Source organism: Streptococcus mitis SK1080, assembly GCF_000220085.1.
Taxonomy (GTDB): Bacteria; Bacillota; Bacilli; order Lactobacillales; family Streptococcaceae; genus Streptococcus; species Streptococcus mitis_K.
Window position 1 is genome coordinate 26,858 of sequence record NZ_AFQV01000022.1, and the last position, 17,329, is coordinate 44,186.

Here is a 17,329-nt window from a genome sequence, read left to right on the forward strand (position 1 = left end):
TTACTCTTCTTGTGCTAATGTTTTAAAATCTTTGTCTAAGATGGGTTGAACTTCTAATTGATTGGCGTCTAGTTGGTGGTAAGATGCTGATGGTAGTAACTCTAGGAATTTTGTATAGTCCAAGCGGGCAATGGCTTCATAGTCTTCTGGTTTAGAGCCATCTCCTGTGATTTGAACCAAGTCAATTTCCCACTGGACTTCCTTATCCACCAATTGCTCAATATAGGCTGCAGGTACAAATGGTTCTCTCGGTAAAACGGTCTTGACCCCTTGAGCCAGATGGTAAACACCATGCACTTGCCCTTCTCCATCCTGATAAAAGGAAACTCTTGCAAAGTAGGCATCGGTCTCTTGAACCGCACGTACACGTACTTCAAACTGAGCCAAGCCATCTGCCTCTAAAAAGCTTTTCAAATCCTCATGACTAAAGAAAATAGGATTAAAAATTCCTTGGCAAATCGTAAAACGAGCTACAGTGTCTGTCAGATAGGCTTGAATACTTGCTTGGAAATAAGCTTCAAAATCAAAACCATCTAGTCCTTCAATCTCAGTTCCTGTATAAGCAAGCAGAGCATCTAAAAATGACTTGATAATCTGCCAGTCTGTCTTCGTTAGTAGGTCAGGAAGATCGACACGATAGGCCTTTTGACCATCAGCATAACTGACCTTAAAGAGAAATTGTGACTGCCCCACTATCGCACACTCGATAGACTCGAGACGGTTAAGAGGCTGACGGAGATAGACTGCATCATAGCTATGTGACTCCAAGCCATCTACCAAGGCCAAGATCGACTTGGCAGTCAAAATCTCCTGTTCTCCTAAAATGCTCTGTTTATTTGGAATAAAAAATGTTTTCGCCATAACTGGACTCCTTTGAAATCGTTTACATACAGTATACCTTATTTTTCTGAAAGATACAGAAACAAACTTTAGATTTTTGAGTACAAAGCATAGAAAAACAGCCCCTAAGGACTGTTTGATCTTATACAGTAGCTGCTTGATCCAAGCTTTCACCGATAGCGGCTAGGCGCTCGATCACTTCAGCTTGTGTCAATTCATTTTCTGAAACATAGCGGTTACGTGGGTGAACACGGCACTCGTGTGAGCATCCACGAAGGTACTTGTCTTCATTTTCTTCTGATGTCAAGATACGACGGTTACAGAAGGGATTTCCACAGTTGACATAACGTTCACATGGTGTTCCATCAAACCAGTCTTTCCCTACGATAGTTGGGTTGATATGGTTGACATCAACGGCGATACGCTCGTCAAAGACGTACATTTTCCCATCCCAAAGCTCACCTTGAACTTCTGGGTCTTTACCGTAAGTTGCGATTCCGCCGTGCAATTGGCCGACATCTTTGTAACCTTCACGGACCATCCAGCCTGAGAATTTCTCACAGCGAACGCCACCTGTACAGTAAACCACGACGCGCTTGTCCATGAATTTTTCTTTGTTGTCACGAACCCACTGTGGCAATTCACGGAAGTTGCGGATGTCTGGGCGGATAGCCCCACGGAAGTGTCCTAGGTCGTACTCATAGTCGTTACGTGTGTCAAGGACAACGGTATCTTCGTCAAGAAGGGCTTCTTTGAACTCTTTTGGAGACAAGTAAGCACCTGTTGTTTCAAGTGGGTTGATATCGTTGTCAAAGTCGTTGTCTTCCAAACCAAGGTGGACAATTTCTTTCTTGTAGCGAACGAACATCTTCTTGAAGGCTTGTTCATTTTCTTCGTCAATCTTGAACCAGAGGTCTTCCATACCTGGGAGGCTGTGAACGTAGTCCATGTATTTTTGAGTTGTTTCATAGTCACCTGAAACTGTTCCGTTAATTCCCTCGTCAGCGACTAGGATACGACCTTTAAGGCCGATTGATTTACAGAAAGCCAAGTGGTCTGCAGCAAATTGCTCTGCATTTTCAATTGGAGTATAAAGGTAGTAAAGTAAGACACGAATATCTTTTGCCATAAGATTTGTTCTCTTTTCTATTCTTAAATTTTCTAAATTTTTTATTTATCCATACTAGTATACCTGCTTGAGAAAACGAATGCAATTTATTTGACTGGAAATTGTAGAGGGTTCTCGAAATTTCCTGAATGGTTAAATAGTGATAAGAAACACGGATATCTATGTTTTTTGTTTCAAAAAATCACTGCCTTCCCCAGACAAGCCTGAGGAAAACAGTGATTCAGTTTTTAGGAATTAGGAATGAATACACGAAATCAATCTATACTCTTCTAAAATCAAAAAGCAATCTAGGTAGGCAACCTTTTCATAGATTTATTTCTGATTTTGTCAATATTATCTAAAGCCTCAAAAAGAATGTTAATCTATCTGTGGTTAGTCCTGTAGTTTACTTTTTGATTTCTGTTTAGCACTAGTGGATTATTTTTTGTTTCTCAACTACCCACTCTACCATTCTTCATAGTCAAAACCATCATAATCTGGATATTGTTCTGGTGGCGTTCCAACCGAACGTACGAGATAAGCTTCTTCGTCCTCTGTTTCGATTTCTCTCAGCACTTGACATTCGAAACGCCATTCATCACCGAAGTCGAAAATAAACTTAAATTTTTGTTTGACATTTAGGATATCCAGATAGATATTTTCTGTGTAACGTTCTTCAACATCGTCACTGACAAAGCTAAGAAAGTGAGAATCTGCATGACTCCACGCAACATTATCCATGAAAAATGCATGAGCATGATCACTTGCAAAATCAAAACTCCATAAAATCACATCTGCTAGTTCCGCTAACGTTTTTGTTTTTGGAATCTGTATATGTCGGTAGCAACCTTTTTAAAATTTGACGGAAATGACCCAGGCTTCTACAGATGCTGATTTTTCAGCCTCTATTTCTTGTTTTACTAATTTTAAGTGTACCATAATACCTCCAATAGCTAATCGATAGGGTTGCGCCTAAGAGACATTCCCTCTCAGTCATTTTAACATAAGTTTGTCTAACTGTGGTATTTGAAACTAGATAATCCCTCTGTTTCACGCGAAACACCCTGCGCCAAGCAAGGTGTTCTTATACTAAACAAAAATCATGATGCTGGGTAAAAAATATTTAAAATTAGAAAACACATATTGTCACGTGTTGAAAAATCTTGATACTAGCCGTTTTATTGTGAAAAATTTACTTCACTTTTTCCTGAAGTTAAGTTTTATCCAGCCTCTGTACCAGGGCTATAAGTCCAAATTACCAGCCGGCACTTAAAGACGCTGGCTTTCACGTTATTGTTTAGGTCTCATTGCTCCTGACGCGTCATTTACCTCTTAAAGAGGCTTGTGGTATTATAGTGAAATTAAATCTGAATAAATCAGTCAGGAAAATCCAATCAATTTCTAGTAATGTTTTAGAAGTCATAGTGTACTATTTCAGACTCAACTCACTATATTATATGAAAAGTTTGGGTATAAACTTTTACCACTTCCTCCCTACTCACCTGAATACAACTCTATCGAAAAAACATCGGCTCATATCAAAAAGGTATTGGTAAGTTGCAATACTTTTTACAAGACTCTTTTGTCTTATTCTTGCTTCAATTTATTGTAGTCACATCATACTGTTCTTAATTCAATCCACTATAGTCACATAATACAAAAATCTCCTAGCAGACTTTCCTGCTAGGAGATTTTCTTATGAGAGGTACTTATTTAAGCTTTGAAAATCGGATTTATTATTTGATGTTTATCAAACAATCTACCAATTAAGCTTCTTCGTCTTCTTTACGACGACGGCCTGCAAGACCAAGACCAAGTAAGGCACTTGCGGCAGCTGCTACCATAGCTACAGTAGAATCTGCTGTACCTGTATTTGGCAATTCTTTAGCTGCTTTACGCGTGTTTGCTGTTGCTTGGTTGGCATTTGCTGCTTGAGCAGTAGCTGGAGCTACATCTGATGTTTGAGCAGCTTGGTCCTTAGCTGGGCTTGTATGGTCAGTTGATGGAGCAACTTTCGCCATGAAGTCTTCGATACGTTTAACCATTGCATCCACTTCTGCTTGACTTGCGTCTGCATTAGCAAATACTTTCTTAGCGTCTGCCAATAAGCCAGTCGCTTCTTTTGCAGTTTCTGCATCAAGCTTAGCTGATTCTTTAATGATCAATTCATCTAATTGATGGATACCACCTTCTAACTTCGCTTTATCCACTTTTGCGGCAGTGTTATTAGCTGCGTTATTGCCTCCACCATTTGATGGTACATATGGACGTTGTTTGAATGCGTCATCTCTTGGAATTGCTAATACTTGGCCTTCTTTTGTAACGATTGTTACATTTCCAGCTTTATCGATGTTAACTGCTGCTTCTTTCTTACCATCTTTTTCGATTGTTGCATTACCATCTTTGTCGATTGTAATTTTCACTTTACCATCTTTAGATGCGTAAATTGTATTACCTTCATCATCAGTTGATTTCTCTAGAGTGCTAATATCGAATTCTTCAAGATCAGTGATAGCACCTAGAACTTTGAATTGGAATTTCGCTTTTTCTTCTGGAGTAATATTAGCAAGGTCTGCTACCTCTACTTTACTCAAGTCGATATCAAGATTATCTCCACCGTGTTTAGATTTAGAAACAGCTTCTTTATCTTTCACTAGTTGTTCTTTAGAAATTGTTGCTGTCGAACCGTCTGGCATTGTTACTGTTGCGTTTCCTTTATCGTCTACTACTACAGTTGCGCCTGGGTTGACTGCTTCAATTGATTTCTTAACAGCGTCTTTTTCGTCTTTTGTTAAGTTTTCTTTATTTCCAACTAATGTACGGATAGCTGGTGTTTTCACTTTAGCAGTCTTAGCTTCGTCAGCAAATTTTTCTGCTGGGATTACTAAGTCTGAAGCTGGGATGTTAAGAACTGTTCCGTCACCTTTGGTTACTGTTGCGTTTCCTTGGTCATCTACGACTACGGTTGATCCTGGGTTTACTGCTGCTACAGCTTTCTTAACAGCTGCTTTTTCTTCATCTGTAAGTTTAGTTGGATCTGCTACTACAGTCTTAGCTGCTGGTGTGTTTGCATCGTTACCACCATTTGGTTTCGTAGCATCATCTTCAACTTTAACTAAGTCTGTTGATGGGATAACTGAAACATTGCCATCTTTCACTACAGTTGCATTTCCTTTGTCATCTACTACAACTTCAGCACCTGGATTTGCTGCTTTAACTTTGTCTGCGATTGCTTTCTTCTCAGCTTCAGTTAAGGCATTTGGATTTGCTACTTTTGTCTTAGAAGCTGGTGTAACTGCATTGTCTTTAGCTTTGCCATCGTTCACATCTTTTTCAGATTTTGTTAAATCTGATGCTGGAATAACTGCTGTATTTCCGTTTGGAAGAGTTACTGTTGCGTTTCCTTGGTCGTCTACGACTACAGTTGAACCTGGATTTACTGCTGCTACTTTAGCTGCAATTGCTGCTTTCTCATCTTTTGTTAATGAGTCTGGATTTGCTACTTTTGTCTTAGAAGCTGGTTTAACAATGTCATTTCCTGCTTTTGGTGCCTTTTCTGCATCTGCATTCTTCGTTAAGTCTGCCGCTGGAATGACCGCTGTCTTACCATTTACTGTTACTGTTGCGTTTCCTTGGTCGTCTACTACAACTTCAGCACCTGGATTGACGGCTGCTACTTTAGCTGCAATTGCATCTTTCTCATCTTGTGTTAATGAGTCTGGATTTGCTACTACAGTCTTATCTGCTGGTTTAACGATGTCGTTTCCTGCGTTTGGTTTAGCTGCGTCTGATGCTGTCTTAGTTAAGTCTGATGCTGGAATTACAACTGGTTTTCCATCTTTAGGTGTAACTGTTGCATTTCCTTTGTTGTCCACTACAACTTCAGCACCTGGATTTACTGCTTTAACTTTAGCTGCAATTGCATCTTTCTCATCTTGTGTTAATGAGTCTGGATTTGCTACTACAGTCTTATCTGCTGGTTTAACTACGTCGTTTCCTGCGTTTGGTTCTTTAGCCGAATCTGCTGTCTTAGTTAAGTCTGATGCTGGAATGACTGCTGTCTTACCATCTTTAGTTACTGTTGCGTTTCCTTTGTTGTCCACTACAACTTCAGCACCTGGATTTACTGCTTTAACTTTTTCTTCGATTGCTTTTTTCTCTTCTGGAGTTAGAGCATTCGGATTTGCTACTACAGTCTTATCTGCTGGAGTGTTTACATCGTTTCCTGCATTTGGCTTAGCTGCTTCTTCTGCTGTTTTCACCAAATCTTTCGCTGGGATAACCACTGCCTTACCATCTTTAGTTGTTACTGTTGCATTTCCTTGGTCATCAACAACTACAGTTTTAGCTTCTGGATTCACTTCTGCAACTTTGGCTGCGATTGCATCTTGCTCGTCTTTTGTTAATGATTCTGGATTTTCTACAACTGTCTTGTCAGCTGGTTTAACTACGTCGTTACCTGCGTTTGGTTCTTTAGCTGAATCTGCTGTCTTAGTTAATGCCGCCGCTGGAATTACCGCTGTCTTACCATTTACTGTTACTGTTGCGTTTCCTTTGTCATCTACTGCTACAGTTGCACCAGGGTTAACTGCTGCTACTTTAGCCGCAATTGCTTTCTTCTCATCATCAGTTAATGAGTTTGGATCTGCTACTACAGTCTTATCAGCTGGTGTGTTGATATTGTTTCCTGCATTTGGTTTCGCTGCTTCTTCTGCAGTTTTCACTAAATCAGCCGCTGGAATTGTTGCAATATCACCATCTTTAGTTGTTACCGTTGCATTTCCTTTGTCGTCAAATGCCACGTTAGCTTCTGGATTTACCGCTTTGATTGCGTCTGCAATCTTAGCTTTATCTTCGTCTGATAAATGATCTGGATCGCTTACAACTACTTTATCTGCTGGTGTATTTACCTTATTTCCTGCATTTGGTTGTTTAGCTTCTTCTGCATTTTTCACTAAATCTTTTGCCGGAATTGTTGCTGTAGCTGTATTACCATCTTTATCTACTACAGTTACTGTAGCATTTCCTTTATCATCTACGAAGATCGCTTTTGCATCTGGATTTACTGCTTTAATCTTAGCTTCAATCGCTTTTTTCTCTTCTGGAGATAATGGTTTAGTTGGATCTGCTACTACTACTTTATCCGCTGGTTTGTTAATGTTATTTCCAGCTTTTGCATTTTTAGCTTCTTCTGCTGTTTTCACTAAATCTTTTGCTGGAATTACAAAGCTTCTACCATCTTCTGTAGTTATCGTTGCATTTCCATTGTCATCAATAACCACCGTTGAACCTGGGTTCACTTCCTCAACAGCTTTCTTAATAGCGTCTTTATCCACGTTAGCTGGATCTGTTACTAACACTTTGTCAACAGGTTTCTTAATTAAATCTTGTTTCTCAGGTTTTAATAGATCTGCTTTTGGTTTCGCTAAGGCTTCTACAGGAATTGTTGCGATGTCTCCATTTGCATTCTTAACAGTCGCATTTCCTTTTGCGTCAAATACTACTGTTGCTCCTGGGTTAACTTCTAAGATGTTTTTCTCAATTTCTTGAATATCTTCCGCTGTCAATTTATCTCTGTCTTTCACTAGCACTCTGTCTGCTGGTGAATTGATTTTATTTCCTGCATTCACTTTAGCTTTATCAGCGTCAGTCTTCGTTAAATCAGCTACTGGAATTGTTGCAGTTTTACCTTCTGGTGTTGTTACTGTCGCATTTCCATTTTCATCTACGAATACTGTTGAACCTGGATTTACACGTTGAACTTTAGCAGCAATTTTTGCTTTAACATCATCCGTGATTTGTCCATCTTTAACAAATACGCCGTCTGCTGGTTTGTTAATAACGTTACCTGCTTTTGGATCGCTTAATACTTCATCATCAGTTTTCACTAAATCATCCGCTGCGATTACTAATGTCTTACCATCTGTAGTTGTTACTGTTGCATTTCCTTTATCATCTACAAATACTGTTGAGCCTGGGTTAACTTCTTTAACTTTAGCTGCGATTTTTTCTTTGTCTGTTGGTGTTAGTGCATCTTTATCAGCAACTACTGTTTGATCGATAGGTTTCTTAACTGGATTTTGTTTAGCTGGATCCAATAGATCTTTTTCAGCATTTGATTTCACTAGGTCACTTACAGGGATTGTCGCTGTAGCTGTAGTTCCGTCTTCATTCGGTACTGTTACTGTTGCGTTTCCTGCTTCGTCAAATACGACTTTAGTTCCTTCAGGGTTTACCGCCTGAATTGCTGCAGTAATCTTAGCTTTTTCAGCATCAGTTAATTCAGCTGGATTTGCTACTACTGTTCTTTCTGCTGGAGTATTTACTTTGTTTCCTGCTGTTGCAGTTTCTTTAGCACCTGGATCTTTCACTAAATCTTCCACAGGAATTGTTGCTGTCTTACCGTCTGGTGTTGTGACTGTTGCGTTTCCTTTGTCGTCAACGAATACAGTTGCACCTGGGTTTACTGATTCTACAGCTTTTTGGATTTTAGCTTTAACTTCATCTTTCTTATCTCCAGTTAAATCTGCTGGTGTTGCTGAAACTTTATCCGCTGGTTTGTTGATGTTGTTTCCTGCGTTTGCTCCTTCAGCTTCTTTTGCAGTTTTCACTAGGTCAGATGCTGGGATTACTTCAGTTTTACCGTCTGGTGTTGTGACTGTTGCATTTCCTTTGTCATCTACAACTACTGTAGTAGGTTTAGTTGGGTCTGCACTTGGATTTACTTTTTCTACAGCTGCTTTGATTGCATCTTTTTCAGCTTGAGTTAATTTGCCTGCTTTCTTAACAAGTGTTTTGTCTGCTGGTTTCTTAACTGCATCTTGTTTGTCTGGGTTCGTTAAGTCAGCTGCATCTTTTGCTAAATCAGATGCTGGAATTGTTGCTACAGCTCCATCTTTCGTTGTTACTGTTGCGTTCCCTTCTGTATCGAATGCTACTGTTGCACCTGGGTTAACTTTAAGAATTTCTGCTTTGATCTTATCTTCATCAGCCTTGATATTAGCAGGATCTGTTACAACCACTTTCGTTGCTGGAGTGTTTACTTTGTTTCCACCATTTACTTCATCTTTAGCTGCTGGATCTTTTACTAAGTCTTCAACAGGAATTGTTGCTGTTTTACCATCTGGAGTAGATACTGTTGCATTTCCTTTGTTGTCAACGAATACTTTAGCATCTGGGTTAACTGCTTTAACTTTAGCTTCGATTGCTTTAATGTCTTCAGGAGTTAACGCATCTTTGTTTGCAGATACTTTATCAGCTGGTTTGTTTACGTTGTTTCCTGCTTTAGCATCTTTAGCTTCTTCTGGAGATTTCACTAAGTCAGTTACTGGAATTGTTGCTGTTTGTCCGTCTGGTGTAACTACAGTTGCGTTTCCTTTGTCGTCTACTACTACTGTTGAACCTGGGTTTACTGCTTGAACTTTAGCTTTGATTGCTTCAATATTTTCAGGAGTTAAGGCATCTTTATCAGCAACTACTTTGTCTGCTGGTTTGTTGATGTTGTTTCCTGCTTTAGCAGTTTCTTTGTCAGCTTCTTTCTTCACTAAGTCAGCTTTTGGAATTACTACAGTTTCACCACCTGGTGTTGTTACTGTTGCGTTTCCTTTGTCATCAACTACTACAGTTGAATCTGGGTTAACTGCTGCTACAGCTGCTTTAATAGCATCTTTAGCCGTTTGAGGTAATGTTGCATCTGAATTATCTACTAGTGCCGGATCAACTACTACTTTGTCTGCTGGTTTGTTTACAGCATCTTGTTTCGCTGGGTCAGCTAAGTCAGCTTTAGGTTTTACTAAATCGCTCGCTGGGATTGTTGCAGTTTTCGGTTGTTCACCTGGTGCTGCTGGAATTGTTACTGTTGCATTTCCTTTTTCGTCAAATACTACGTCAGCACCTGGGTTTACTGCTTGGATTTTAGCTTTAATAGCTTCTTTTTCTGGCTCTGTTAATTCAGCTGAGTTTTCAACCACTACTCTATCTGCTGGAGTATTTACTTGGTTTCCACCAGTTACATCGTCTTTGTCAGCTTCTGTCTTCACTAAATCAGCTACTGGAATTGTTGCTGTTTTTCCTTCTGGTGTTGTTACAGTCGCATTTCCATTATCATCAACGACAACTGTTGCACCTGGGTTTACTGCTTCAACTGCTGCTTTAATTCTAGCAAGTTCAGGATCTGTTAATTCAGCTTTATCTGCTACTTGTACTCTGTCTGCTGGGTTGTTGATGTTGTTACCAGCTTTTGGATTAGTTTTTTCGTCAGCACCTTTAACTAAATCATCAGTATCGATTACTGCTGTTTTTCCTTCTGGTGTTGTTACTGTAGCTTCACCTTTTTCGTTAACTGTAATCACTGAACCTTCTGGGTTAACCGCAGCGATTTTCGCTTTGATTGCTTCACGTTCTGGTTCTGTTAAAGCATTTTTATTTGCTACTACAGTTTGTGAGTTTGGTTTGTTGATGTCATCTCCACCATTTGCTTTTTTAGCTTCTTCTGGTGTTTTGAATAAGTCTGATGCTGGAATTGTCGCAATTGTTCCGTCTTTAAGAACTACTGTTGCATTTCCTTCAGTGTCATAGTTAATAGCTTGAACTTTTTCGTCGCCACCATTTAATTTTTTCAGTTTTTCAGCTGCTTTTGCTTGAAGGTCTGCATTTGTAGCATCTCCAACCAACTTATCCGCTGGCTTACGAACTCCTGCATTACCTGAATCACCTTTTGCTGCATCTGCTAATGTACGTACTAATTCTGATGCTGGGAATGCTGCTGTATTTCCTTCTGGAGTTGAAACAGTAACTGTTCCGTTATCATCCATTGTTACTACTGCGTTAGGGTTAACGTCACGAACAGCTTGTTTGATTTTTGCTTTTTCAGCATCTGTTAAATTCGCAGGATCTTTAACGATAACTTTATCCACTGGACGGTTAATGTTGTTACCACCAGTTGGACTATTTAAATCATCCGCAGATTTTGTTAAGTCTGCTTGTTCTAACGGTACAGTTTTACCATTTGGTAAAATTACACTCGCACTTCCATTAGGATTTACTGTTACAGTTGCACCTGGGTTTACAGCTTCGATAGCTTTTTGAAGTTTAGCTTGTTCGTCAGCATCTAGATTTGTTGGATTTTTAGCAACTAATTTATTACCTGGTAGACGTGCAGAGTTGATTGCTTTAATTGCTTGTTCACCTGCTTTTTTAGCTTTATCAACGTCAGCATTTTTCTTAGCACCATTAATTGCTTCTTCTGATGCTTTTTTAATTTCATCTACTTCATCTTGAAGTTTTTCTTAGCTTCTGGTGATAATGTGTTGTCTGCTTCAATCTCTGCTTTTTTATTGTTTGCTACACCTTCTACTGCTTGATTCGCTTCTGGTTTTTTCGCTGGTTCTTTTGCTAAAGCTGTAATAGCCGCTGCCCCATCAGTACCTACTGTATTGATTTCACCTTGAATTGTTCCAGCCTCTGCTTCTGTATCTGCATTATTTTTCTTAGCATTAATTTCTTCTTTTTTAGTATCTGCAATTTCCTTAGCTCTGTCTTTAACTTCTTTTTTCTCTTCATCAGTTAAGTCAGTACGATCATCGATTTCTTTTTCTTTCGCTTTTAATGCTTCATCGATTTTATCTAATGCTGCTTGTTTACCGATTGGATTAATTTTACCAATTGCAGTCGTACCATCAGTTTTTTCAGTATCAACTGCCTTTTGTGCTGTTGTTGCTTCTACTGGAGTTGGTGCAGTATCTGGTTGTTCATTAATTTTAGCAATTGCTTTATCTGCTTCTACTTTAGCAGCAGCTTTTGCAGCTTCTTTTTCTTTTTGAGTTAAATCTTCACGTTCATCAAGTGCGGCATTTTTAGCTTTTAATGCATCTGTAACAGCTTGTTTAGCAGCTTCTTTCGCTACTGGATTTACTTTTGCTACAGCCGCAGTACCTTCATTTTGCCCCGCATCAATTGCTGCTTTATTTGTAGCATCATCGATTTTATCTAATGCCGCTTGTTTATCTTCATTAACTTTAGCCTTAGCTTTTTCTATTTCAGCTGGAGATAAGTTAGCATTACCTTCGATAGCTTTAATTTTCTCATCAGCTTTAGCATTTACTGCATCGATTGCTGGTTGTTTGTCTAATTTCACAACTTTCTCTACAGGAATAGTATCTTTAGAACCATCTTTATAAGTTACTACTAAATTTTCACCATCTTGTTCAAGAGTTTCAACTACTTTTGCAGCAGCAGCCTTGTCTACTGCTGTTCCTTTTTTATCTTCTAAGTTTTTATCTTCATTTTTCTTAGAGTATTCTAATTGAAGATTTTCTTTAATTTTGTCTAACTCAGTTTGTGGGATATTTGCTTTATCCGTAATCACAACTTTTTCTGCATCCGCTAATTCTTTAATGTCATATTTTGCTGTTTGAGCTTTTATGACTAGTGCAAATGCACCTGGATCACTTGCATATGAATTTCCTTGTGCTCTATTAACAATTTTCCCACCATCCATATCTGTAGATGTCGCATAACGAGTTACTACACGATATTCTCCGTTTTCATCAGTCGGGAATTTAGATGCTACTAATCCAGGAGTATCTTTTGTCATTTTACCAGTAATTTTCACAATTGCTGGAGTTGCCTCCGTGGCAGTAGTTGCTGTTTCTCCATCAATTTGCGTGAAAGTGGTTCCATATTCATTGTTTATAACATTTGGATTAGCTTTGTCTACTGGATTAAGCGCATTATTCCCACCTTGTAAAATTGTGGCTGATTTAATTTTTCCTGAATCATCTGTAAATTTAAGATCTATATCAATATCTTCATTTGCGTATACGTAAATGTCTTTTTTACCATCTACAGAGTATGGGATACTTACTTCAGGTACTTTGTTTTCGCGGACGATTACTTTATGAGTATATTCATCAGACTCTTTCCCTTGGCTATCTACTGCTTTGTAAACAACTGTGTGTTCTCCTGCTTCTGAAGTATCCACTTCTCTAACACTTGTGTTTCCATCTACTGAGATTACTCTTGCATGCACTCTATCACCTAGAGTTACATCTGGTTGATCATCTTCATGGTCAGTCACTTTCACTAAAGATAAAAGATTTAGTTGAGAATTTGTAATAACTGTTGTTGTATCCTCTCCACTTACTGAAGCTACAACTGGTTTTTCATTCGTAACTGGTGTTGATACTTTTCCTGCTTTACTACTATGTGTTCCGTCATTATTATGACTAATAATTCTTACTACACCTTCTTTGATGTTTTTCTTCATTTCAAGTGTAATAGTATTGTAGAATTCACCTTTAGTAACTGATTTAATCGCCACTTTATCTACATCTTTATCAGCAACTTTAATCCCAAGATTTTCTGCTACTTCTTTATCGCGTTGAATATCAATTTGAACTTCTTTTCCAGTATCTTTATCGTGATACCAGAAGTATGAAATCCCTGCATCATGTGGTACTTCTAATACTACTTCTTTACTTCCTGCTACCACACTTGCTTTATCTTTTGAAGCATTTGATGGTAATACTTTTGATGCACCAATAGATACATAAGTGTTTGTTGAAGCTGTTTCAATGCCATCTTTCGTTTCGAAAACTTTTACTGGATTTTTAGGTGCAAAGAAGTTTTGCGCTCTAGAGTTTCCTCCAACTGGTACGTTACTGTTTAACCCATTTTCAAGTGTCACAGTCCAATTCCCTGAAGCATCTACAGGAATATCAGTAATTTCTTTCAATAATTCACCATTTTCCACACTTTCTACCTGAATAGTAATTTTTGAACCTGGTGTCCCTGTTCCTGTAATTGTATTATCAGTTGATAATATAGATTTTTCACGCGGACCTCCTGAAGCTGGGTATGGCATGTTTACAGTTGGTGCATTTCCACTCTTAATTAACGTGCCCTTTGGAATTGTATCTGTTGAACCGTCTTTATAAGTTACAACAAGATTACTACCAGAGTCAGTGACAGTGTCAACTACACTAAGAGCATTATCAAGTAAAGTTCCTTTTTTACTTTCTAATTGTGCATCATCGTTATTCTTTGAGTATTCAACCTTAAGCCCATTTTTAATATTCGCTAATTCTTCCGCTGTTAATTGTGCTGCATTAGCTACTGAAATTTTATTATCATTTGATAAATTTACCACATCATATTTATACGTTTGAGGTTTAACGATAACATTAAATGAACCTGGGTCAGTATTAACAGCTGCTCCTGCCGCCTTATTTTCAATAAAATTACCCGCTTCGTCTGCCGCAGTTACAAAACGCCAACCTAATGTAAGCCCAGTAGTTTTGGCTTTTTCTAACTGTTCTGCGTTCAGTTCTCCTCCTGGTACACCTGTATAATGAATTACTGCTGGATTAGATTCTGAAGCTTCTGTTTTAGTTGTAAATTCATTGACAGTGTAACCATATTGAGCATTTAACTTACCTGGTTCTCCTGTTACTGCAGTAAAGTCTTGATTCCCACCTCTTTTAACTGTGGCACTAGCAATAAATCCTGAATTATCTTTAATTTTAATATCAAAACCTGTAGACTCTGCACCATAAACGTAGACATCTTTACCATTTGAAAATGGAATCTCTGCCGTTGGTTTTTCTGTATCAGTCTCAGCTCTAAATGCATTATTTTTATCTAGTGCTTTGCCATTACGTGAATCATGAGAACCTGTGTTTTCGATTGAGTTAGATTCTGATTTAGGTTCAGTGTTTTCTGCTTTTTTACCTAGAGTTGGTTGTCCGTTAGTAGTGTCTCCTTCTGGAGTTTCTTTTGGTTCTTTTGGTTTGTTTTTTAACCCTGAACTAACAAACGTCACTAGTTTCTGATAAGCCTTTGTCAATTCATCTTGAGTAGTTGCAGAAGCGAGTGTAGACTCAGCAGAAGCCAATTCACCATTCAAAAGAGCAAGGCTCTCCTCTGTTTTATTAGCATACGTACCTGCAGAAAGTTTTGATTTAACTTCTGAAATGTAGTTTTCAAGTTGCTTTTTGTCCAAAGCTGGAGTTGTTACTTCTGGTGCAGCTGGTTTTGCTGGTTCTTCTACGACTGGTTGTGCTGCTGGAGTGCTTTCTGCTGGAGTTGATGGGGCATCAAGAGCTGGCGCTAGAGCTTCTACATCTGGTGTATCTTGTTTACTTAGCTCATTAGCTGATACAGCTCCATTTCCCAAGAACATGAACAGGGCAGCAACTGCTACACTGGCTGCTCCAAAACTATATTTACGGATTGAGTAACGTGTGACCTTTTCACGGTGCAAGCGTTCAACACGACTCATAGGTGATTTCTTATCCACTTATTGTGTTCTCCTTAAAAATATTTTTTTATGTCCATATCTACATGCAAAGATTCCTCGCCATGGGCGAGGTTTTGCATATGATACTTTACTTCTTCATTGTACATGATAAGTGATATATATGCAAGCTATATGCTTATCAAATTCGCCAAAAAAAAAAAAAACATTTTCAGACAATTTTCACAATTTGTTCGTTTTTATAACCAAAATTATGAATTTTTTAACTTTAAAATCAGGAAAATGTTTTGATTTTATATATGTTATTATGTTGTATTAAAAACCAAAATTCGGAAATGAATTTGAATAAAATCTTTTTATTTTGAAAAGAAGATAACTTTGATACCTAAAAGGAACTATTCTACTATTTTTAAACAAAACATTAGTAAAATAAATATACAAAAATTTTTAGGTTTTTTGGCTTTTTTTCTTCCAAAAAAGAGAACCTGTCAGTTAAATGCCCAGATTCTCTGATAGCTTTCTAGCAGAGCCCAACAGAACCAGACCCTATCTCTCATATGCACTATTCTCTTAAAATTCAAAGGCTAAACACGCCAGAGGCGCCTCACCGTAGAAATATGATTGACTTCCACATCCTAATTACGACCTAAAAGTGTTAGCAGTCTCTTGATCGTCTGCCTGTTGCAACTAATAACTAAAGCTAAAATAAAACATGCTACCTCATTTTGGCAACATGTCATCTGTTCCTATTTACAGCAATGCCTCAAATTCAGCGACAGGCATGCCTAATTGCTCACTCGCAACCTCGGAAGTCAAAAGACCTTGGTGGACCATATCCAGAAAGGCAAAAAGTTTCCCACGCTCTAAACCTTGTTCAATACCTTCTGCTCGACCACGTTCAAGTCCACGCTCCAGTCCCTGTTCAATACCTTCCGCCCTAGCAGTTTCCAAGGCATAGTCCTGCGCTAACAATGCCTGTTCTTCTCGCCTGCGTTGTTCACTAAACATTTTCCTGTCCTCCTCGGACCAGCTCTTGTAGTCCAGCAGTTGGTCTGCTTGGCTGATGGCTCGCTCGGGGTGCTGGGTAAAGGGTTTATTCCCGAAAAACTCCAACCACGGTTTGCGAATCTTGTCCTTGCTGGTTTCTCTGTATTTGTTAGATCTTATTTATGATGGTTCTTCAATAGCGCTTCAAACTCCGCGACTGGCATGCCTAATTGTTCACTCGCAAATTCAGAAGTTAAAACATGTTGGCGTACTAAATCAATAAAGGTAAAGATTTGTCCTTCAGCTTTCCCCTGTTCAATACCTTCTGCCCTAGCAGTTTCCAAAGCATAGTCATGAGCCAATAATGCTTGTTCTTCACGCATACGTAGTTGACTAAACATTTTCCTGTCCTCCTCGGACCAGCTCTTGTAGTCCAGCAGTTGGTCTGCTTGGCTGATGGCTCGCTCGGGTTGCTGAGTAAAGGGCTTGTTGCCGAAAAACTCCAACCACGGCTTGCGAACCTCGTCTTTGCTGGTTTCTCTGTATTTTTTTAATTCCAAGAACGCCATCTTAACCAGATGGTTTTCTTGTCCGTTATTTGTGATGGTTAAGACTTCACCTGTCGTGTCCTCGCGCATACTAAAGCTATGGAAAGCCAAGTCATCTGAGAAGTAGTTACTATCCACAATGGCAATGGCATATACTGGTGCGATATGTTTGTAACTCAGATGAGTATCACCTTCTCGCTGACGAATTTTTTCAAGGTTTTGATTGACCTGACTACACAGATAAGCCCACAGGCGATTGATGAAAAAATTCTGATGATGTACCTGAATCTCAATAATTACTTGAGTGCCGTTATCCAACTCTGCCAAAACATCTATACTGGTATAGAAATCCTGTGCCGAGTAGGGCAGAGAAGGCAAGACGTGAATGTTGCTTCCCTCCAAAATGGTCACATTTTTTGCTGGTAAATCCAACATATCGCGAATAAATTGACAAGTGATTTCTGGATTGCTAAAGATTTTCTTAGCTACCAAGTCATTGGTCGGGCTAATGCCCGGATGTCTTAGAATCATCCTTTTCCTCCTTTTATTATACCACAGTTTTATACTCAATGAAAATCAAAGAGCAAACTA

General features: G+C 38.7%; 6 protein-coding genes and 2 pseudogenes. 1 reads left to right on the forward strand and 7 read right to left on the reverse strand.

The genetic code is table 11. From position 1 onward, the window contains the following. From HMPREF9957_RS09245 to HMPREF9957_RS09255, 3 genes are all read right to left on the reverse strand, one after another. Complete coding sequence (locus HMPREF9957_RS09245) at nucleotides 1-861, reverse strand: DUF4299 family protein (protein WP_001140373.1); 861 nt, start codon at nucleotides 859-861, stop codon at nucleotides 1-3. Nucleotides 862-982: 121 nt separating this feature from the next. Then, a complete protein-coding gene (gene trhO, locus HMPREF9957_RS09250; protein ID WP_001030009.1) occupies nucleotides 983-1,969 on the reverse strand; it encodes an oxygen-dependent tRNA uridine(34) hydroxylase TrhO in 987 nt (328 codons plus the stop codon). 444 nt (nucleotides 1,970-2,413) lie between these two features. Then, a complete protein-coding gene (locus HMPREF9957_RS09255; RefSeq protein WP_419992010.1) occupies nucleotides 2,414-2,737 on the reverse strand; it encodes an IS1096 element passenger TnpR family protein in 324 nt (107 codons plus the stop codon). A gap of 649 nt (nucleotides 2,738-3,386) precedes the next feature. On the opposite strand from HMPREF9957_RS09255, the pseudogene HMPREF9957_RS09260 reads away from it, so the two are divergent. Then, nucleotides 3,387-3,560, forward strand: a pseudogene (locus HMPREF9957_RS09260) (IS630 family transposase); the annotation flags it as partial. A gap of 154 nt (nucleotides 3,561-3,714) precedes the next feature. Here HMPREF9957_RS09260 and HMPREF9957_RS13335 read toward each other — a convergent pair. From HMPREF9957_RS13335 to HMPREF9957_RS09275, 4 genes and pseudogenes are all read right to left on the reverse strand, one after another. Further along, a complete protein-coding gene (locus HMPREF9957_RS13335) occupies nucleotides 3,715-11,208 on the reverse strand; it encodes a MiiA motif-containing surface protein (protein ID WP_369665127.1) in 7,494 nt (2,497 codons plus the stop codon). 5 nt (nucleotides 11,209-11,213) lie between these two features. Further along, complete coding sequence (locus HMPREF9957_RS09270; RefSeq protein ID WP_004242529.1) at nucleotides 11,214-15,245, reverse strand: DUF1542 domain-containing protein; 4,032 nt, start codon at nucleotides 15,243-15,245, stop codon at nucleotides 11,214-11,216. A 708-nt stretch (nucleotides 15,246-15,953) separates the two neighbouring features. Next, nucleotides 15,954-16,358, reverse strand: a pseudogene (locus tag HMPREF9957_RS0102550) (flagellar assembly protein H domain protein); the annotation flags it as partial. 8 nt (nucleotides 16,359-16,366) lie between these two features. After that, nucleotides 16,367-17,269, reverse strand: a complete 903-nt coding sequence (locus HMPREF9957_RS09275) for an Rpn family recombination-promoting nuclease/putative transposase (RefSeq protein WP_000603337.1) — start codon at nucleotides 17,267-17,269, stop codon at nucleotides 16,367-16,369. Nucleotides 17,270-17,329 lie beyond the last annotated feature (60 nt).